The organism is Vibrio sabulosilitoris, from assembly GCF_055391395.1.
Map to the genome: position 1 here is coordinate 695,942 of NZ_AP029599.1, position 21,135 is coordinate 717,076.

14 protein-coding genes are annotated in these 21,135 nt (G+C 50.6%); 8 read left to right on the forward strand and 6 right to left on the reverse strand.

All coding sequences use genetic code 11. The annotated features are described in order from the left end of the window. Nucleotides 1–27 precede the first annotated feature (27 nt). Complete coding sequence (locus tag ACZ5R2_RS03410) at nucleotides 28–1,194, forward strand: nucleotide sugar dehydrogenase (protein WP_464901044.1); 1,167 nt, start codon at nucleotides 28–30, stop codon at nucleotides 1,192–1,194. 132 nt (nucleotides 1,195–1,326) lie between these two features. Here ACZ5R2_RS03410 and ACZ5R2_RS03415 read toward each other — a convergent pair whose 3' ends face one another. Together ACZ5R2_RS03415 and ACZ5R2_RS03420 are read right to left on the reverse strand one after the other, a co-directional pair. Continuing rightward, nucleotides 1,327–2,328 carry a bile acid:sodium symporter family protein gene (locus tag ACZ5R2_RS03415; RefSeq protein WP_464902298.1) on the reverse strand — a complete coding sequence of 334 codons (1,002 nt, stop codon included), beginning with the start codon at nucleotides 2,326–2,328 and terminating at the stop codon, nucleotides 1,327–1,329. 416 nt (nucleotides 2,329–2,744) lie between these two features. Further along, nucleotides 2,745–4,190, reverse strand: a complete 1,446-nt coding sequence (locus ACZ5R2_RS03420; protein WP_464901045.1) for a class II fumarate hydratase — start codon at nucleotides 4,188–4,190, stop codon at nucleotides 2,745–2,747. 315 nt (nucleotides 4,191–4,505) lie between these two features. Here ACZ5R2_RS03420 and ACZ5R2_RS03425 point away from each other — a divergent pair, with 315 nt between their 5' ends. Together ACZ5R2_RS03425 and acnA are read left to right on the forward strand one after the other, a co-directional pair. Continuing rightward, the gene (locus ACZ5R2_RS03425; RefSeq protein WP_464901046.1) at nucleotides 4,506–4,931 is read left to right on the forward strand and encodes a hypothetical protein; all 426 of its coding nucleotides are present in this window, start codon (nucleotides 4,506–4,508) and stop codon (nucleotides 4,929–4,931) included. 3 nt (nucleotides 4,932–4,934) lie between these two features. Continuing rightward, the gene (acnA, locus tag ACZ5R2_RS03430) at nucleotides 4,935–7,664 is read left to right on the forward strand and encodes an aconitate hydratase AcnA (RefSeq protein ID WP_464901047.1); all 2,730 of its coding nucleotides are present in this window, start codon (nucleotides 4,935–4,937) and stop codon (nucleotides 7,662–7,664) included. A 26-nt stretch (nucleotides 7,665–7,690) separates the two neighbouring features. Here the strand turns inward: acnA and argE are convergent, their stop codons facing one another. Further along, entirely contained in the window at nucleotides 7,691–8,827 is a 1,137-nt protein-coding gene (gene argE / locus ACZ5R2_RS03435) for an acetylornithine deacetylase (protein WP_464901048.1), read from the reverse strand. A gap of 200 nt (nucleotides 8,828–9,027) precedes the next feature. On the opposite strand from argE, the gene argC reads away from it, so the two are divergent. The 4 genes from argC to argH all read left to right on the forward strand — a co-directional run bounded on the left by argC (nucleotide 9,028) and on the right by argH (nucleotide 14,493). Then, nucleotides 9,028–10,038 (forward strand): N-acetyl-gamma-glutamyl-phosphate reductase, encoded by a 1,011-nt coding sequence (argC, locus tag ACZ5R2_RS03440; protein ID WP_464901049.1) that lies wholly within the window; start codon nucleotides 9,028–9,030, stop codon nucleotides 10,036–10,038. Nucleotides 10,039–10,049: 11 nt separating this feature from the next. Then, complete coding sequence (argB, locus tag ACZ5R2_RS03445) at nucleotides 10,050–10,829, forward strand: acetylglutamate kinase (protein ID WP_464901050.1); 780 nt, start codon at nucleotides 10,050–10,052, stop codon at nucleotides 10,827–10,829. Nucleotides 10,830–10,974: 145 nt separating this feature from the next. Further along, complete coding sequence (locus tag ACZ5R2_RS03450; RefSeq protein WP_464901051.1) at nucleotides 10,975–12,183, forward strand: argininosuccinate synthase; 1,209 nt, start codon at nucleotides 10,975–10,977, stop codon at nucleotides 12,181–12,183. A gap of 435 nt (nucleotides 12,184–12,618) precedes the next feature. After that, nucleotides 12,619–14,493, forward strand: coding sequence for an argininosuccinate lyase (argH, locus tag ACZ5R2_RS03455; protein ID WP_464901052.1), 1,875 nt, complete (start codon nucleotides 12,619–12,621; stop codon nucleotides 14,491–14,493). A gap of 426 nt (nucleotides 14,494–14,919) precedes the next feature. On the opposite strand, the gene ACZ5R2_RS03460 is transcribed toward argH, so the two are convergent. Continuing rightward, a complete protein-coding gene (locus tag ACZ5R2_RS03460; RefSeq protein WP_464901053.1) occupies nucleotides 14,920–16,377 on the reverse strand; it encodes a dihydrolipoyl dehydrogenase in 1,458 nt (485 codons plus the stop codon). 117 nt (nucleotides 16,378–16,494) lie between these two features. Further along, on the reverse strand, nucleotides 16,495–17,223 hold the full coding sequence (locus ACZ5R2_RS03465; protein WP_464901054.1) for a glutathione peroxidase: 729 nt from the start codon (nucleotides 17,221–17,223) through the stop codon (nucleotides 16,495–16,497). 199 nt (nucleotides 17,224–17,422) lie between these two features. On the opposite strand from ACZ5R2_RS03465, the gene oxyR reads away from it, so the two are divergent. Next, nucleotides 17,423–18,313 carry a DNA-binding transcriptional regulator OxyR gene (oxyR, locus tag ACZ5R2_RS03470; protein ID WP_464901055.1) on the forward strand — a complete coding sequence of 297 codons (891 nt, stop codon included), beginning with the start codon at nucleotides 17,423–17,425 and terminating at the stop codon, nucleotides 18,311–18,313. A gap of 211 nt (nucleotides 18,314–18,524) precedes the next feature. On the opposite strand, the gene ACZ5R2_RS03475 is transcribed toward oxyR, so the two are convergent. Continuing rightward, nucleotides 18,525–21,080, reverse strand: a complete 2,556-nt coding sequence (locus ACZ5R2_RS03475) for a penicillin-binding protein 1A (RefSeq protein ID WP_464901056.1) — start codon at nucleotides 21,078–21,080, stop codon at nucleotides 18,525–18,527. Nucleotides 21,081–21,135: the final 55 nt, after the last annotated feature.

The window sequence follows — 21,135 nt, forward strand, 5'->3', positions numbered from 1 at the left end:
TTAACTTAGTATGGCTTGGTAAATAAAATGAAAATAGCAATAGCAGGGACAGGGTACGTTGGGCTTTCGAACGCGATGCTGCTCGCACAAAACCATGAAGTGGTGGCAGTGGATATCATTGCCGAGAAAGTTGAAATGCTAAATCGCAAGCAGTCACCGATTGTGGATGCTGAGATTTCTGATTTTCTACAAAATAAAACTCTCAACTTCACCGCAACATTGGATAAGCAAGCGGCTTATGCGGGCGCAGAGTATGTAGTGATTGCCACGCCAACCGATTACGATCCGCAGACCAACTACTTCAACACCAACTCGGTTGAAGCCGTGATCAAAGACGTGATGGCGATTAACCCAGATGCGGTGATGGTGATCAAATCGACTGTGCCGGTGGGTTACACCCAACGCGTGAAAGAAGAGCTGGGTTGTGATAACGTAATCTTCTCACCAGAGTTCTTGCGTGAAGGTCGTGCCTTGTTCGACAATCTGCACCCGTCACGTATCATCGTCGGTGAGCAGTCTGAGCGCGCTAAAGTCTTTGCTGACTTGCTGCTGGAAGGCGCTGAGAAAAAGGATGTACCAGTTCTTTTCACAGAGTCAACAGAAGCTGAAGCAGTAAAGCTATTTTCAAACACCTACCTAGCGCTGCGCGTGGCTTACTTTAACGAGCTAGACACCTACGCAGAAACTCACGGACTGAACTCTCGTCAAATCATCGAGGGTGTCGGCCTTGATCCGCGTATCGGCAGTCACTATAACAACCCATCGTTTGGTTACGGCGGCTACTGTCTGCCAAAAGACACTAAGCAGCTGCGCGCCAATTACCAAAACGTGCCAAACGAGATCATCAGCGCGATCGTTGAAGCCAACCGTACACGTAAAGACTTCGTTGCCGATTCGATCATCAGCAAACAGCCAAAACGCGTTGGTATCTACCGCCTGATCATGAAGTCCGGCTCAGATAACTTCCGCGCCTCAAGCATCCAGGGCGTGATGAAGCGTATCAAAGCAAAAGGTATTGAAGTCGTGGTTTACGAACCAGTACTAGAACAAGACGAGTTTTTCCATTCACTTGTCATGCGCGACCTTGAAGAGTTCAAGGCCAGCTGTGATGTAATCGTCTCTAACCGTATGGTTGATGAGCTGAGTGATGTTGAAGAGAAGGTTTATACTCGCGACTTGTTTGGTAGCGACTGATTTTTCTTCGAAGAGGCGAGATTCGAGAAGCGAGAGTCGAGGTTTATCACTGGCGCTGAAGCTTATATGCACCTCTTGGGCTTTAGTGTCCTTGGCAACGTTCGAAATTAGTTGCTTGGGGCACCAATTGCTTTAGATTAGTCTCGCCTCTCGCCTCTCGCCTCTCGCCTCTCGCCTCTCGCCTCTCGCCTCTCGCCTCTCGCCTCTCGCCTCTGAACCGTATCGGCTCGCCAAGATCGCACAATAAAAAATCTGGATCTGGTGATAAAACATTATCGGCAGCAACAGCATTCCAAGCATCGGATCTGCGCCAAAAATAACCTTCGCCATCGGCACACCCGCAGCGAGGGTCTTCTTGGTGCCGCAGAAGACGGCGGCGATCTCATCTTCGCGGTTGAACCCGGCTCTGCGGGCTATCCACTGCATGCTGTGGACGACCACGATGAGAATGATTGAGGTCGCGGCTAAGGTGAGGGCCAGGGTTGATAGGGCAAAGTCACGCCAGATACCGTCGGCGACGGAATCACTGAAGGCATTGAAGACGATAAGCAGGATCACCCACTTGTCGATCTTGTTGATGATTGCTTTGTGTGGCTCAAAATGCGCGAGCAGGGCAGGTCGCAGCAGCTGGCCCAGTGCCATCGGTAGCAGTAGCATTGAGGAGATTGAAACAATCGTATCCCATATATCCATCTCCACACCATCCATGCCCATAAACCACTGGATCAGCAGCGGCGTGATTAAAACGCCCAACACACTGGATAGTGACGCATTAAAAATCGCGCCGGGCACATTGCCCTTTGCCGCACTGGTCATCGCCACCGATGAAGAAATCGTGCTTGGCAAGACAAACAAATAACAAAAACCAAACGCCAACGCCGCCGGCATCAGGGCATGAAATACATCCCCAAACACCAACCACAAAATGGGATAAGCAATAAACGTCGCACTCTGCACAAACACATGCAAGCGCCAGTTAGTCACCCCCGCCTTAAGCGCCTGTGGCGATAACCCAACCCCATGTAAAAAGAAGATCACCGCAATCCCCACCGCCGTCACCTGATCAAGGTGTAAAAGCCCAGCAGACTGACCAACAGACGGTATCAGCGCCGCCAGCGCCACGGCAGTGATCATTCCGGTTAGGAACCATTCTTTCTTCAAATAGGATAAAAAATCGTTTAGCACAGAGTTTCCTTGCACGGGATATGAGAGAATCTTGGTTATTCTACCAAATATGTTCCTAGGTTTAAGGGGTGAGGAGCGTATTTCGGGCGAGAGCCCAGCGAGGAGCGCGCGCGGTGGTTTTCATGGCCACGAAATTCCGTGAACTCGTTAGGTTCAGGGTGTAAATCGGGTTCAATTGGTTGAGGCATACCGTCAGGTGTATCGGGTGTTAGCGTCTGCCGCCAAGCGCTGAGCTGATGGCGAGAGAGGCGCAGCGCCCTGGCTTTGGCTAACTCGCTAACCTCAATCTACGCCAGGGCTACAGACATGCTTACTTAGCGGATCTGCAATCGTTTAAATATTGGTCAGTCAGGTTTGGGGTGGGCCTATCTGTCGATTGAATGGCCAATGTTTTCGTCGTGATCATCGCCATCTTGGTTGTTTTTCTCAGCGAGTCCCCCTTGCGTGAGTTTGGCGGGATCGAGTAAGCGCGTTAGCGTTTCTCTGTCTAAATCGGTTTCCTCTTCCGCAACATCAATGATGGCACGCCCCTCTTTGGAGGCTTTTTGGGCGATTTCCGCTGCTTTCAAATAGCCAAGCACTGGGTTAAGTACGGTCACCAGAATCGGGTTTTTAGCCAGTGCCACATCGAGATTGACCTTTTTTACGGTGAATGTGGAAATGGCCTTATCAGCCAGTGCGCGGGCGCTATTGCTCATCAGTTCGATGCTTTCCAACACATTGAGGGCAATTACGGGCAACATCACGTTGAGCTGGAAGTTGCCTGACTGTCCCGCCACCGTCACGGTGGTGTCGTTGCCGATCACCTGTGCCGCCGCCATAGTCGCCGCTTCTGGAATCACAGGGTTCACTTTGCCCGGCATGATGGACGACCCAGGTTGCAAGCCTTGAATCTCAATCTCGCTTAAACCAGCTAATGGGCCCGAGTTCATCCAGCGCAGGTCATTGGCAATCTTCATGATGGCGACTGCGGCGGTCTTGAGCTGGCCAGATAGCGAAACCATGGCGTCCTGGCTGCTGAGATTAAAGAAGAAGTTCTCGCTGATTCTGAAAGTTAAGCCTGTTTCCTGCGACAGGTTCGACGTGAAAGCAGAGGCGAAACGCGGATCAGCATTAATACCGGTTCCGACGGCTGTGCCACCTTGGGCTAATGCTTTGATGACGTTGAGGCTGTGCTCTATACCTTGCTTGGCGTGATCCACTTGGAATTGCCAGCCGCTGAGCTCCTGATCAAAGGTGACTGGCATTGCATCCATCAGGTGGGTTCGTCCTGTTTTTACCACGTTCCCAATCTTCTCTCGCTTCGTTTGTAAGGTACGGGAAAGATGAGTAAGTGCAGGCAGTAGTTGATTCTCTATCATCAACGCAGAGCTAACCTGAATGGCAGTCGGGATCACGTCATTGCTGCTCTGTCCCATGTTGACATGATCATTTGGGTTGATGGTATCGCCAAGAAGGGCGCTGGCAATGGTCGCGATCACCTCGTTGGCGTTCATGTTTGAGCTGGTGCCAGAGCCGGTTTGAAACACATCAATAGGGAACTGCTCGAGGTGTTGACCATCTATGATCTGCTGTGTGGCCTTAACGATAGCGTCGGCAATATCGCCCTGCAGCAATCCAAGCTGTGCATTGGTCATGGCCGCCGACTGTTTGATATGAGCTAAGGCCTTAATAAATATGACGGGCATGGTGTGATGGCTGAATTGGAAATTGTCTACCGCCCGCTGGGTCTGGGCTTGGTACAGGGCGTTGGCTGGAACGCGGACCTCTCCCATACTGTCTTTTTCTGTTCGGAATACCGGTGTCGTCATATTGTGTCCTTTTGTCATCCATCCAGTGGGTGAGTGGCGAGTTTCTTATAATATTAATACTCCAGATCATAGGAAGTGTTATGAAAACTCTCGATTGAGTGAGTATGGTTCCTGCAAACTGAGTGGTCGACAACACCAAGATGTATTGCTAATGAGACATGAGCAACTTGCTATTAATCAAGAATTACCCTTTCTAAATAAGTGGACTAATATTTACATAACCCCATCGCTTAGTGGGGACCCCTTGTACCCTCCCGAAATGACGCCTCGGCTCGAACTTGTTGCCCCCTAAGCCCAAACCCAACAAGGCTTGTAATGTCCATGGTATCGCTCCCCGAGTCACCCGAGACCGACACGCTTGACGTTCAACGGGTAAAACAGTTTTCAATATTGCTCTTAATCCAATCAGGGTTCAAACCTGTGCCTGCGGCCACTGTTTATGGCCAAGCGAACCTTGGAAGAATGAGCGGAAAAACCGCGAAGGGCCTTATTAGGCATTCACCAAACTGTCGTATTGTTTCGGTCATTGATAGCGCGAAATCCGGTTTTGATGCCGATTATATTCTTGATGGTGAATGCAACGGCACTCCTGTTTGTGCAAGTTTAAAAGATGCAATTAACAACGCTGGTAGTGAACTGGACGGCCTAATCTTTGGATTGGTACCTTCAAGTGGGTTGTACTCTGAATCTGAAAAGTCTCTTGTCCTTGAGGCCGAGGGACTTTTTTTGGGGGGGGCATAAATCATGATTCCTAATAATGAAAAAGGATGGTACCAAACGTATCAAAAGGCACTCAATGTAAAAGGCGTTGAGTATAAATACTGGTCATTAAGAACAATCGCTCAGGATTATCAGGCCGTTCTGTCAAAAACCCCTTTTGCTAAGCGCTTGCTTATTGAAAATGTTATGCGACAAACCTCTGATTTAAAAGAGTCATCTCGAATTATTAAAGCATTGTTTTTTAACAATACGACACGCGATTCAGAGCGCAAGGGTAAGTCATCAGAGTTTAGTTTCTACCCTAGCAGAGTGCTGATGCAGGACTATACCGGGGTACCGGCTTTGGTCGATATTGCCGCAATTAGAGATGCGGTTGCACAAGCTGGCGGGGAGCCAAGCCATGTCACACCTATGTGTCCAGTAGATCTTGTTATAGACCATTCTTTAATTGTTGATAAGTCAGGTTCAGAATCGTCAATAAACACGAATCGTGAACTTGAAATGGCGCGAAATAGAGAGCGCTATACCTTCCTAAAGTGGGCACAAAAAAATTTCCATAACTTGACCGTGATACCGCCTGGTAAGGGCATATGCCATCAAGTGAATCTGGAGTATCTATCACACGTTGTTCGTGCAGATGACCAACGTGTGTTAACACCAGATACGGTAGTAGGAACCGACAGCCACACCACGATGGTAAACGGGTTAGGTGTGCTTGGTTGGGGAGTGGGCGGCATTGAAGCCGAAGCCGCAATGTTAGGTCTGCCGCTCAATATTGCTGTCCCACGTGTTGTCGGCGTGCGTCTTGATGGCCAACTGCGTCCCGGTGTGACAGCGACGGATTTGGTTTTAACAATAACTGAAAGGTTAAGAGCACACGGGGTGGTCGGTAAATTTGTAGAGTATTATGGTTCTGGCATAGCCCATTTATCGGTGGCCGACCGTGCTACTCTAGCCAATATGGCGCCAGAGTACGGCGCCACATGTGGTCTTTTCCCCATTGATGAAAACACGATTGCCTATTTAACGCTTACAAACCGCCCCTCTTCGCTAGTCGATCGAGTGCGAGCTTACGCTCAAGAGCAAGAGCTATGGTGGGATTCAAACACGGCCTCCGCGGAATATGATGAAGATGTGGTCGTGGATTTATCAGCCATTGTCACTTCAGTAGCTGGCCCCAAGCGACCTCAAGATAGACTGAACATCGATGCAATTAAGCAGGCGACTCTTGACCAATGTTCAATTGACGGTGCCTCATACTTGCGTTCTCGACCAGAAGGCGCGGACTCACCTGCACTCTTAAATCATGGTGATGTAGTCATTGCAGCCATTACCTCATGCACTAACACATCGAACCCTTCCGTTATGCTAACTGCGGGCTTGGTGGCTATGGCAGCAGTGGAAAAAGGGCTAACTGTTCCTCACTACGTCAAAACCTCTCTTGCGCCCGGGTCATTGGCTGTCGCTCGATATCTCAATAATACGGGCTTGCAACACTACCTCGATCTCTTGGGGTTTCATCGTGTTGGATACGGCTGCACAACATGCATTGGTAACTCTGGGCCACTGAAAAATAATGTTGAAGCAGAGATCATAGAGAGAAGCCTTAACGTGTCGGCTGTGTTATCCGGTAATCGGAACTTTGAAGGCAGAATACATCCCTCCGTTAGCCTAAACTGGCTTGCTTCACCGCCACTCGTGGTCGCGTTTGCGTTAGCGGGTACCACCTGTATTGACTTAGGAAACGATCCAATTGCTTTCGATAGTAACAATGAGCCTGTCTATCTCAGTGATCTTTGGCCCAGCCAAATCATGCTCAATGAAATGCTGAAACTGTTACATAAGCGCGACTTTAGGTTGAGCTACGACGACATTACTGAGGGTGATGAACAGTGGGAGCAATTGTCGATGAAAGACAGTCCCTGCTACCCATGGGAGGAAAATTCCACGTACATACAACGCCCTCCGTTTTTGGAAATGCCACCGCCAACTTTTCCTGTTGAATCAGCGCGAGTATTAGCAATTTTGCGGGATTCGATCACGACTGACCATATTTCACCCGCAGGTCGCATTGCAGAAAATAGTCCGGCGGGTCAGTATTTGCTCTCAAAAAACATTCGCCCAGAAGAGTTCAATAGTTATGGCGCACGGCGAGGGAATCATCACGTCATGGTTCGCGGGACTTTTTCAAATGTACGTTTGGAAAACAAAATCGCCTTCCCGATCAGAGGAGGTGTCACGCGATGTTACGGCGATACCAAACTGGATCACTGTAACATGTCGACCACTGAGAATAAGCCTGCAGTCATACCTATTTTCGACGCGAGTAGACGGTCAATCGAGCTTCAAGTTCCTTTGGTTATCTTTGCTGGCAAAGACTATGGTTCAGGCTCCAGCCGTGACTGGGCCGCAAAAGGATGTTTGTTATTAAACGTAAAAGCGGTTATCGCGGAATCGTTTGAACGGATTCATCGCAGTAATTTAGTCGGTGTGGGCGTGTTACCACTTCAACTAACGCGACCAGGTGAATTGGATTCACTCGTTCTAGATGGAAAAGAGACGGTTTTTGTTGCGCCCAATGAGCCCATTAAGCCATTGCTAGATATGAATATTATCGTCGTAACCGCTCAGGGTTCGGAGCATGCCATTCCCGTTATTGTCCGCATCGATAATCTAAAGGAGCTGGAATATTTCAACTCGGGCGGCATCCTCAAGTATGTTCTCAAACAATTGACCTCGACCCTTAAAGGCTAATCGCTGTTTTAGTTTGTTATGAACGTCTAAAAGCAGTACTCGTAAATCGCTCGTTTGAGCACATCAACAGTAGGCTCCACAAATTCCAGTGCCAGATATTCATCCGGCTGGTGGGCCTGATCGATTGAACCGGGACCCATGACCAGTGTAGGGCAGAGCTCTTGCAAGAACGGGGCTTCGGTGCAGTAGTTGACCGTTTCGGTTTGGTGGCCGGTGAGATTTTCTATGCTGCCGATGAATGGATGGTCGTGTTGGCACTCGTAGCCGGGGATGGGCTCGTGGAGTGGGGTGATGGCAATGCGGCCGGGCCACGTGGCTTCGACCTCTTTGAGGGCGCCGCGCAGCATATTGTCGAGGCTGTCAAGGCTGATGCCAGGGAGTGGGCGCACGTCGTAGTGCAGCTCGCAGCAGCCGCAGATGCGGTTGGCGCTGTCGCCGCCGTGGATGTGGCCAAGGTTAAGCGTTGGGCTTGGAATGGCGAAGCCTGGGTGGTGGTACTCTTTGATCAGCTTGTCGCGCAGTTGCATCATGGCGAACAGGACTTCGTGCATGATTTCAATCGCGTTGACGCCAAGCGCCGGGTCGGATGAGTGGCCCGATTTACCCGTGATGCGGATGGCATTGGCGACATGGCCTTTGTGGCCGCGGATGGGCTTGAGGCTGGTGGGCTCGCCGATAATGCAGTAGTCCGGTTTAAATGGGGCGTTGGCGGTGAAATGGCGCGCGCCGAGCATGGTGGTTTCTTCATCGCAGGTGGCGAGCACATAGAGCGGCTTTTGTTGCTTGCTCCAATCGACGTTTTTTACTGCCTCAAGAATAAAGGCGAAGAAGCCCTTCATATCGGCGGTGCCTAGGCCATAAAAGCGTCCGTCTTTTTCTGTTAGGGCGTGCGGGTCAAAACTCCAGCGGCCTTCATCAAATGGCACGGTATCGCTGTGACCAGAGAGCAGCAGTCCACCTTCGCCGGAGCCGATCTTACCAATCAGGTTGTACTTGCCCGGCTCTACCAGCTCAGTTTCTACCTCGAAGCCGAGGTCTTTCATCCAAGTGGCGAGTTTTTCAATTACTTTTTCATTGCCCTGGTCCCAGCTCGGGTCCGTTGAACTGATCGATGGGGTGGCAATCAAGCCTTGATAAACATCAATAAATTTAGGTAATGACATATTCTCGCTACTTTCCCTGTTGACAGTGAGTTAAATTGACGGTAAAACACATATTAAGTCATTTTTAATGAATAAAAAACCACAATAAAACTAAAAATGAAAATTTATAGTCACTAATAGTTACGGCCATTAATGACTGAAGTGACTAACAACCAAAGTCATTAAAAACAGTTTAATGCTAACCAAATGGAATCGGTAGGATGTCAAAGCTTTTAAAAACGGTCATTGTCGGCGCAAGCGGATACACAGGGGCAGAGCTTGCTCTGATGGTGCACAAACATCCCGAGCTCACGCTATCAGGTTTGTATGTCTCCGCCAATAGCTTAGATGCGAATAAATCGATCGCGGAGCTGCACGGCAAACTGGCTGGTATCATTGATATGCCGGTTTCACCGCAGAGTGATGTTGCGGCGGTTGCCGCCAATTGTGATGTGGTATTTCTTGCCACCGCACACGAGGTTAGCCATGACTTGGCGCCGGTGTTTCTTGAGCACGGCTGTCAGGTGTTCGACCTTTCTGGCGCGTACCGCGTCAGAAGCCAGGCCTTCTACCAAGAGTTTTATGGCTTTGAGCATCAATTCTCGCAGCAGCTTGAGAGCGCGGCTTATGGCCTAGCAGAATGGAATCAAGAGGCGATTAAGCAGGCCAAGCTTGTCGCGGTGGCGGGCTGTTATCCCACGGCTTCTCAGCTGGCCATCAAGCCGCTGATTAAAAGTAACCTTTTAGACGCTCAGCAGTGGCCTGTGATCAACGCAACCAGCGGCGTATCGGGCGCTGGGCGCAAGGCCAGCATGACCAACAGCTTTTGTGAAGTGAGCTTGCAGCCGTATGGGGTGTTTAATCACCGCCATCAGCCTGAAATTGCCACGCACCTAGGGCAAGAGGTGATCTTTACCCCGCATCTGGGCAATTTTAAGCGCGGTATTCTGGCCACCATCACCATGAAGCTGAAACCAGGTGTGAGCCCTGAGCAGGTGGGCGAGGCCTTCCAATCGGCTTATCAAGGCCAGGCAGCGGTGCGCTTGAAAGCGGGCATTCCACGCCTGCAAGATGTTCAGTACACCCCGTTTTGTGATATCGGCTGGCAGGTGCAAGGCGAGCATGTGATTGTGGTGTCTGCCATTGATAACTTGCTTAAGGGCGCCTCGAGTCAGGCGATGCAATGTTTGAATATTCATTATGGTTTTGAACCACTTACTGCACTGGTATAGGGAGAGCAACGATGACCACTCCATTGGTGATTAAGTTAGGCGGCGCAGCACTATCGTGCCAAGATACACTGCAACAACTGTTCGGCGCGATTGCCGAATACCAGCAACAAGCTGGGCGTGCGATTGTGATTGTGCATGGCGGCGGCTACTTGGTTGATGAGCTAATGAGCAAGCTCAACCTAGAGACGGTGAAGAAAAATGGTCTGCGCGTGACGCCTTACGATCAGATCCCTGTGATTGCTGGTGCGCTCGCGGGTACAGCCAACAAGCTGCTACAAGGTCAAGCCGTGGCGGCCAAGCTCAACACAGTTGGTCTCAGCCTCGCCGATGGTGGTCTGTGTCAGGTCTCAGAGCTCGACCCAGAACTTGGCGCAGTAGGCCAAGCAACCCCGGGCGATTCTTCAGTGTTGCAAGCTATTCTGGCTGCGGGTGCTTTGCCTATCATCAGCTCTATCGGCCTAACGGTGGATGGTCAGTTGATGAATGTTAACGCGGACCAAGCGGCAGTGGCGGTTGCTGGCGCGCTGGATGCTGACTTGGTATTGCTATCAGATGTGAGCGGCGTACTCGATGGTAAAGGCCACTTGCTGCACTCGCTTGATGAGAAGCAGGCGCACGCTTTGATTCAAGGTCAAGTGATCACTGACGGCATGATTGTTAAGGTCGAAGCGGCACTTCAAGCAGCGCAAGAGCTGGGTCGCTCTATCGAAGTTGCCAGCTGGCGCTACCCTGATCAACTAAAAGAACTTTTTGCAGGCAAAAACATCGGTACCCAGTTTTTGCCTCACTAGTGCCTAATTTTTTAGGCATAAAGAATTGAAAATACAGATCTGTAGCCATCAGTTTTGTACTGAATAGATTTGTACTTAATGGATTTAGAGAGTAACGATTCCACCTGACCGCCAAGCTCAGTGTTGGAGAACATGGAGAAACAAAATGAGTAATGTTCAAGTAAATAAAGTCGTCGTAGCCTATTCTGGCGGTCTGGATACGTCCGTGATCATTCCGTGGCTAAAAGAGAACTACGATTGTGAAGTGGTGGCGTTTGTCGCCGATGTTGGCCAAGGTGCGGAAGAGCTCGAAGGCATCGAAGAGAAGGCTAAAGCTTCCGGTGCGTCTGAGTGTTATGTCGTTGACCTCAAAGAAGAGATGGTTGCTGACTACATCTACCCAACGCTAAAAACCGGCGCTTACTACGAAGGTAAGTACCTACTTGGTACGTCAATGGCGCGCCCAATCATTGCGAAAGCACAAGTTGAAGTAGCGCGTAAAGTGGGCGCAGATGCCCTGTGTCACGGCTGTACTGGTAAAGGCAACGACCAAGTGCGTTTTGAAGGCGCGTTTGCAGCCCTTGCCCCAGATTTGCACGTAATTGCCCCATGGCGTGAGTGGGACCTAGTGAGCCGTGAAGAGTGTCTGGATTACCTAGCAGAGCGCAACATCCCATGTTCAGCCTCTCTGACTAAAATCTACTCGCGCGATGCCAACGCTTGGCACATCTCAACTGAGGGTGGTGTACTGGAAGACACTTGGAACGCACCAAACGATGATTGCTGGGTATGGACCGTGGACCCTGAGCAAGCACCAAACGAAGCGGAAACCGTGACGTTGAAAGTGGAGCAAGGTGAAGTGGTTGCAGTTGATGGCGAAACGATGACTCCATACAACGCGCTTGTTTACCTCAACGAGAAAGGCGCCAAGCACGGCGTTGGCCGTATCGATATCGTTGAAAACCGTTTGGTTGGTATGAAGTCACGCGGCTGCTACGAAACTCCGGGCGGCACCATCATGATGGAAGCATTGCGCGCGGTCGAGCAGTTGGTACTGGATAAAGCTTCTTTCGAGTTCCGCGAAGAGTTGGGCGTCAAAGCCTCTCACCTAGTTTACGATGGCCGCTGGTTCACGCCACTGTGTAAGTCAATCCTAGCCGCTTCGGAAGAGTTAGCGCAGGATGTCAACGGTGAGGTTGTGGTTAAGCTCTATAAAGGCCAAGCCGTTGTGACGCAGAAACGCTCTGACAATAGCCTATACTCAGAAGAATTCGCGACATTCGGTGAAGACGAGGTTTACGACCAAAGCCATGCTGGTGGGTTTATTCGCCTTTACTCACTATCTAGCCGCATCCGCGCTTTGAAAAATAGCTAAGGCTATTTTTAGAGGCGAGAAGCGAGAGTCGAGTGGGGGGCGTTGTGAGTCCTTTACTCGCCTTTTTTAAGAGTCGAGAGACGAGAATCGAGAGGCGAGGGGGTGGGCGCTTTTGGGTTCTTTGTCACGCTTGTTAGATGGAGTGATTGCTTGGGGTCTTGCTCATAATTAATATCAACACGCTCAGTATTTTCCATTCATTTAATTCACTGCGCAAACGTAAAATTAGATAGTTAATACTTTCCACCTAAATCACCACTCCTACCCCTCGCCTCTCGCAGGGCAAAGCCCGATCCCGATTCTCGCCTCTTATCCGTCATGCATATTTATGTAAAAATTGTGAATTATTACTTTATTTCCACCCAAAATTACCGTACCTTATAATCCTATAGACGGATAAACCAAACCGACCAGGGAAGCATTAGGAGAACAGCAATGGCATTATGGGGCGGAAGATTCACCCAAGCGGCAGACACGAGATTCAAAGACTTTAACGATTCGTTGCGCTTTGATTATCGATTGGCTGAGCAAGATATTGTTGGCTCGATTGCTTGGTCTAAGGCACTGCTGTCGGTTGATGTGTTAACTGAAGATGAGCAGCAAAAGCTCGAGTTGGCACTGAATGAGCTTAAGCTTGAGGTGATGGAAGACCCACATCAGATCTTGGCATCGGATGCAGAGGATATTCACTCTTGGGTTGAGCAGCAACTGATCGGCAAAGTGGGCGACCTGGGCAAGAAATTGCACACCGGACGCTCGCGTAATGATCAGGTGGCGACAGACCTTAAGCTATGGTGCCGTCAGCAAGGGCAGCAGTTGCTGCTGGCGCTGGATCGCCTTCAATCTCAGATGGTGTCGGTCGCACGTGAACATCAAGGCACAGTCCTACCTGGCTATACCCACCTGCAGCGCGCTCAACCAGTGACTTTTGCGCACTGGTGTTTGGCTTACGTTGAGATGTTCGAGCGTGATTACTCGCGTTTGAGCGATGCGATTAAGCGTTTGGATACCTGTCCTCTAGGCTCGGGCGCTCTGGCGGGTACTGCTTACCCAATGGATCGTGAAAAGCTGGCGCATAACCTTGGCTTTAGACGCGCGACGCGTAACTCGCTCGATTCGGTGTCTGATCGCGACCATGTGATGGAGCTAATGTCGATTGCCTCTATTTCGATGCTGCACCTCTCTCGTCTGGCTGAAGATATGATTTTCTACAACTCAGGTGAGTCGAATTTTATTGAGCTAGCTGATACGGTGACCTCTGGTTCATCTTTGATGCCACAGAAGAAAAACCCGGATGCGCTTGAGCTTATCCGTGGTAAAACCGGTCGTGTCTATGGCTCGCTGGCGGGCATGATGATGACGGTTAAGGCGCTGCCACTGGCGTATAACAAGGATATGCAGGAAGACAAAGAGGGTCTGTTTGATGCTCTGGATACCTGGAATGATTGTATGGAAATGGCGGCGCTGTGCTTTGATGGCATCAGAGTCAACGGCGAGCGTACGCTGGAAGCGGCTAAGCAGGGTTACGCAAATGCGACTGAGCTGGCTGACTACCTAGTCGCGAAAGGTATTCCATTCCGTGAGGCGCACCATATTGTCGGTGTCGCGGTGGTGGGCGCGATTGCCAAAGGCTGCGCACTGGAGGAGTTGTCGATTGAAGAGCTTAAGGTCTTCTCTGAAGTTATCGATGAGGATGTGTATGACATCCTGACTATCGAGTCTTGTCTCGAGAAACGCAGCGCGCTTGGCGGTGTCTCACCAGCTCAAGTCTCGTTTGCGGTTGAGCAAGCAGAGAAGCGCCTGACTGCGCGTGATACGTCAGCGGTGAAGGTACGTCCAGCGCGTCTAACCGATATCGAATCACTCGAGGGCATGGTGACCTACTGGGCGAACATGGGCGAGAACCTACCACGCTCAAGAAACGAGTTGGTACGCGATATCGGCTCCTTCTCTGTCTCCGAGCACCATGGCGAGGTAACTGGCTGTGCATCCCTGTACGTCTACGACTCAGGCCTAGCGGAAATTCGTTCACTCGGCGTAGAAGCTGGCTGGCATGGACAAGGCCACGGTACGGCAATTGTTCAGCACCTAGTGGAAAAAGCCAAGCAGATGGCAATCAAGAAGGTATTCGTGCTGACTCGTACCCCAGAGTTCTTTATGAACCACGATTTTATTCCAACCTCGAAGAGCTTGCTGCCTGAGAAAGTCCTCAAAGACTGTGACCAGTGTCCGCGCCAACACGCCTGTGATGAGGTAGCACTAGAGATTAATTTCGCCGAACAATTGATTGCAAAACAGAGTGTTGCCTAACATTTGTGCGCTATGCACAAAAAAAGATCAAAAAGATCTTTCCAGCATGGAACCATTAACAAAAAGCCCGGTCTATTTAAGTACCACTGCTTTTTCTTAGAAGAATCTAAGAGAGCCCCGATATCTATTTTGATGTTGGGGCTTTTTTCTTTTAGAGCAGAGTCGAGAGGCGAGATCGGGCTTAAGCCCTGCGAGATGCGAGGGGGTGGGCGCTTGAGTTTTCGCGGTTTTCTTTTGAGGTGAGGTAGTAGGTATTTATCCAAAGAAAAAATCCCCAACCTCGACAATAAAAGGAAGGGGAGAAAGGGTTGCATCTACTTGCCTATTTCGGCATCTGAAGCGATAAATTTACGTAATCAATGTGCGCTGTATCGGCCACGCGTGAAAAACACCTCGCCTCTCGATTCTCGTCTCTCGCTTCTGCTCTTAACAGCCAGGCCCGCAATCCAAGCAGTGTTTAATCATCTCAGGTCCCAAATGCAGCTTGGCATTCAAATCACGTAGCGCAGTACGCACGCCTTCTTCAATCACTGGGTGGTAGAACGGCATATCCAACATTTCTGATACCGTCATTTTATTTTGGTGCGCCCAAGCTAGCAGGTGCGCTAAGTGCTCGGCATTGGGGCCGATCATCTCTGCGCCTAGGAAACGGCCAGTGCCTTGTTCACCGTAGACATGGAGTAGGCCCTTGTTGCGCAGCATGACGCGTGAGCGGCCTTGGCCCTCGAAGGAGACTTCACCGGTAGCAAAGCAGCCGCAGTTGCCAAGGCGCGTTTCAAGTTGGCGGAAGGTTTCACCGACCATGGCGATTTGTGGGTCGGAGAACACCGCTGATATTGGCGAGCGGCGCAGGCCAGCGCGGATGTCTGGGAAGCGCCCAGCGTTATCACCTGCGATGCGACCTTGGTCGGCCGCCTCGTGAAGCAGCGGGATCTGATTGCTGGCATCGCCAGCGATAAAGATGCTCTCGGCTGAGGTCTGCAGCGTGTAGTGATCTGCCGTTGGTACGCCGCGCGCGTCAAGTTCGACACTGGTGTTTTCGAGCCCCAGCTTATCAACATTGGGACGACGCCCCGTCGCGGCAAGCACATAATCAACGATAAAGGTCTCTAGCTCACCATCGTGATTGATAAACTGGATCTCGACCTTATCTTGCCCTTCTAGGCGCGTCATCGACTCGACTTTGACATCGGCATCCAGATAGAACTCTTGCTTGAAAGCGTTATCGGCGTAGGCCATGACTTCTGGGTCAGTGAGTGGACCCACTTGACCACCAAGACCAAACAGTTTGACCTTAACCCCTAAGCGGTGCAGCGCTTGACCTAACTCGAGGCCAATCACACCTGGACCGAATACGGCGACAGCTTCTGGCAAGTCATCCCAGTCGAACACATCGTCATTGATCACCAGACGATCGCCAAGCTCATTCCACACCGCTGGATAAGCGGGGCGTGAGCCAGTTGCAATCACAATACGCTTAGCATTAATTTGAGTATGGTTATCGACAATCAGGGTTGTGTCATCGACAAATTGGGCATAACCAGCAATCTTGTCTTGCGCTGGGATCTCATCGACTCCCTCAAGCACAAAGCCGACAAAGCGGTCGCGCTCGCGCTTAACTCGGTCCATCACCTCAGGGCCATTAATCACAATCTCACCTTGTGGGTGCACGCCAAAGCCAGGGGCTTTCTCGATTTGGTGCACGCTTTCCGTGGCCGCAATCAATAGCTTAGAAGGCATACAGCCGACACGCGCACATGTGGTGCCGTAAGGGCCGCCCTCAATCATTATCACACTCGGGGTGTGCGCTTTGGCTGCGCGGTAAGCACCAAGACCTGCGGTGCCTCCACCAATAACGGCAACATCGACGTTTAACTGTTTCATAATGGACTCTCTTAGGTGTTCCTTGTTCCAAGCACTGGAAGCAAAGGAGAAGACAAAAAGGGTTTAGAAGTAGGAAGTTACCTATCCCTAAGGATAGGTAACTGGATAGGGAATGGATTAACCTAGGTAAGCTTCAAGCTCTTCGCTGCCGCCGATGTGCTTACCACCGATAAACACTTGTGGCACTGTCGACTTACCCGTTACCGCACGAAGACTTACGGTGGTAGCATCTTTACCCAGTACAACCTCTTCATACTCTAGACCGCTGTCGATCAGATTTTGTTTCGCCTTAGCACAGAAAGGACAGCCAGGTTTTGAGAACACGGTGATCGACTCTTGTACTGTATGCTCTGGCGCAACATAGCTCAGCATAGTGTCTGCATCTGATACCTTGAACGGGTCGCCTGGCTCGTTTGGCTCAATAAACATCTTCGCCACCACACCGTTTTTCACCAGCATGCTGTAGCGCCATGAACGCTTACCAAAGCCTAGGTCATTCTTATCAACCAGCATGCCCATGCCATCGGTGAACTCGCCGTTACCATCAGGAATAAAGGTGATATTTTCTGCTTCTTGGTCTTGCTTCCAAGCGTTCATCACGAAGGTATCGTTAACCGAAACACACAGGATTTCATCCACGCCGTGCTGCTTAAATACCGAGAACAACTCGTTGTAGCGTGGCAAGTGGCTTGATGAACAGGTTGGTGTAAACGCGCCTGGTAGGCTGAATACGATTACGGTTTTGTCTTTAAATAGCTCATCTGTTGTTACGTTAACCCACTCATCACCTTGGCGAGTTGGAAAAGTTACTTGTGGTACTGCTTGGCCTTCTTTTGATGCGAACATATTGATACCCCTAAAAATCTAATTTTGCATTTGCTTTTTTTAAGCATTGGTTGTTGAGCATTGTTTTAGAGCGATTCTTATAATGACTTGCTGTCGCTCTTTGCTTCGATGGGTTCATTATTAACAAAAACTTTTGATAGGGATAATCGTTTGGTGTTATCGTTTCGATAGGTAAGTTCTATCATACGGTGGTAAATCAATGAATATTCGTGACTTTGAGTACCTAGTTGCACTCGCAGAACACAATCATTTCCGTAAAGCGGCCGAGGCGTGTTTTGTCAGCCAGCCTACACTCAGTGGGCAGATCCGCAAGCTTGAGGACGAGCTTGGTACCGCGCTCCTTGAGCGCAGCAGTCGCAAGGTGCTGTTTACCGATGCTGGCTTGCAATTGGTTGATCAAGCAAAACGGATTCTCGCGGAGATTAAGCTATTTCGTGAGATGGCCAGCGGCCAAAGTGGCGAAATGGTCGGCCCAATGCACATCGGCTTTATCCCAACTGTGGGGCCTTATGTGCTGCCAAAGATCATCCCAAGCCTCAAAGAGCAGTTTCCTCAGCTTGAGTTGTTCCTCCACGAGGCGCAAACCCATGAGCTAGTCAGAAGGCTGCAAGATGGCAAGCTGGATTGTCTGATGCTTGCGGCCGTTTCAGAAACCGAGCAGTTCAAAGAGATCACCCTCTACGATGAGCCTATGAGCCTAGCCGTCCCATGCGATCACGAATGGTCACAGCACGACAGCATCGACATGCAGCACCTCAATGGCAAAACGGTGCTTATGCTCGGCGATGGCCACTGCCTACGCGACCAAGCCCTCGGTTTTTGTTTCGCAGCAGGTGCGAAAGACGATGATCGTTTTAAAGCAACTAGCCTAGAGACTTTACGTAACATGGTCGCAGCAGGCGCAGGCATCACTCTATTGCCTGATCTCGCCTTGCCTAAAGAAAAGCAAAAGGACGGCGTCTGCTATATCAGTGCCCAAAACCCAACCCCTTCGCGAAGAGTAGTGCTGGCGTATCGACCTGGTTCGCCATTGCGGGGGAGATTTGAGCAACTGGCTGAGTCTATACGCACTCGTCTTTTGGACGAGTAGAGGCTCGTCAGAATCGAGAATCGAGAGGCGAGAAGCGAGTGGAGTACGCTGTTACTTTGACGGATAGCCAAAGTTACCCAATCGCTGTTTGTCCAAAAAACAAAAGCGCCAAACACGGCGCTTTTTTCGTAAATACTAACCTCGAGTGCGACTCATCTCGCCTCTCGCAGGGCGCAAGCCCGATCTCGACTCCCGCCTCTGCCGTTAGGCATTAAAACAGTTCATCCCCATCAGCAAGCCCGCCACCCACATTGGAGCTAGTCACATAATCCGTTGGTTCGGTGCCTTCAGAGAAGTACTCGAACATGGTTGAGCCATCAAACTTGTTGGTTAGCAGGCCGCTGTCACGATCGATGCGCACGCGGATGATATCTTTTGGTACGTCCTTGCCTTGTTGTGGGACGCCATCAAGGGCGACTGACATAAAGTCTACCCAAGCTGGTAGGGCGGTTCGTGCGCCTGCTTCAGCGCCGGTGACCTGATTTTTACCCAAGTTTTGGTTGGTGGTAGTGCGGCCAAGTTTGCGTGTGTGGGTGTCAAAGCCGACCCAAGCCGTTGCCACTACACCAGGGCCGAAGCCGTTGTACCAGGCGTCTTTAGAGTCGTTGGTGGTGCCGGTTTTACCGCCGATATCACGACGTTTAAGTGACTGCGCGCGCCAGCCTGTGCCATTCCAGCCTGTACCTTCGCGCCAGTTACCACCGCCCCATACGTTGCTGTACATCATCTCGCGCATTAAGAATGCGGTCTGCTCAGAGATCACTTGCGGCGCATAAGATGACTCGAGATCTTGCTCTTGGAACTCGTCAATCGCGGCAGTGGTGCAGTCTTGAGCGCAAATCGTCTTTGGCTGCGCCTCGAACTCTAGCTTGCCAAATGGGTCTTCAACGCGCTCGATATAGAACGGCTCAACATAGTAACCGCCGTTGACGAACACTGAATAGCCCTGTGCCATCTGCATTGGTGTCAGACTGCCTGCGCCAAGTGCAATCGTCTCAGAGCGAGGAAGGTCAGATTTCTCAAAGCCAAAACGAGTGAGGTAGTCACGGGTTTCATCGAGACCCACTTCGCGCAGCACACGCACAGCCATCACGTTCTTTGAGGTCGCCAGACCAATACGTACGCGCGTTGGGCCGGTGTACGTCGGTGGTGAGTTTTTAGGACGCCATGCGGTGCCTTGGCTCTTGTCCCATTGGTTTATTGGCGCATCGTTAATTAGGGTAGCCAGCGTCATGCCATTATCGATGGCTGCCGAGTAGATAAACGGCTTGATGCTTGAGCCAACCTGGCGCACTGATTGAGTTGCACGGTTGAATTTGTTGTGGACGAAGTTAAAGCCACCCACTAGTGAGATCACCGCGCCGTTATCAGGATTCATTGCTACAAAGGCAGTGTTTGCCTCTGGCACTTGGCTAAGACGCCATGTGCTCACTACTTGGTTTTCTTGACCTTGTTCACTCTCAGCGAATTGTTCGCCTTCAACTGACTGTTCGTTTTCAGCTGTCTGTTCGTTATCAACTAAGGTTGCAAGCTCACGTACCCAGATCATCTCACCAACGCTTACCACCTCACTTGGTGATTTTGGCGCAGCACCTTGGCGATCATCATTGATAAATGGGCGTGCCCATTTCATGTTGTCCCACTCGATGATCTGTAGGCCACGGCTCTTGACCTGAACCTGTGCACCGGTGTCATCGACGCTGGTAACCACTGCCGGTCGTAGCTGGCCGTAGATAGGGTGCGGACGCAAGAAGCGGTTGATCTCATCGCTTGAGAGAGGGGCATCGCCTTCCGGCCACGCTGTTTCACGGGCACCGCGGTAACCGTGTCGCTCGTCGTATTCCAACAGGTTATCGATCGCTGCGGTGTTCGCGGCTTGCTGAAGCTTAGAGTCAACCGTGGTGTAGATGCTCATGCCCGAGGTATAGGCATCTTCGCCATAACGCTCAACCATCCAAGCGCGAGCCAGTTCAGCCACATAAGGAGCGCTGAGTTCTATCTCAGCGCCGTGGTATTTTGACACTACCTCATCTGCACGCGCATCATTATGCTGCTGTTGCGTGATGTAGCCCTCTTCAAGCATGCGCATCAGCACCACGTTACGGCGACTGATGGCGCGTTGTGGTGAGTAGATTGGGTTCATGGTCGATGGGGCTTTTGGCATGCCCGCTAGGGTTGCAATCTGACTCAGGGTCAAATCTTGCAGATCGTTGCCAAAATAGGTTTGCGCGGCGGCGCCAAAACCGTAGGAACGATAGCCAAGGAAGATCTTGTTGATGTACAGCTCAAGGATCTCTTCTTTGGTCAGCAGTTGCTCGATCTTCATCGCAAGGAAGATCTCTTGCACCTTACGCATGATCTTCTTCTCGTTAGAGAGGAAGAAATTTCGCGCCAGCTGCTGGGTGATGGTACTGGCGCCCTGCTGAGCACTGCCCGACATGACCACGACTACGGCAGCGCGGGTGATACCAATCGGATCAAAACCATAGTGAGAATAGAAGCGGCTATCTTCTGTGGCGATCAGGGCATCGATCAGCTCTTGAGGGATGTCATCAAACTGAACAGGGATGCGTTTTTTCTCACCAAATTGGGCGATCAACTTGCCGTCTTGGCTGAAAATCTGCATCGGCGTTTCGAGCTCGACTTGACGTAGCTCATCAACATTAGGCAGATCTTTCTCCACATAAAAATACAAAGCAAAAATTGCACTGACTCCAAGAATCATGCAAACCAATGTGAAAATGAATAATCGCTTTATGAATTTCACCGAAAAATCCTTGATTGGTTAAGGTTGCCAATTAGCAAACCCTTGTACTCTAAGC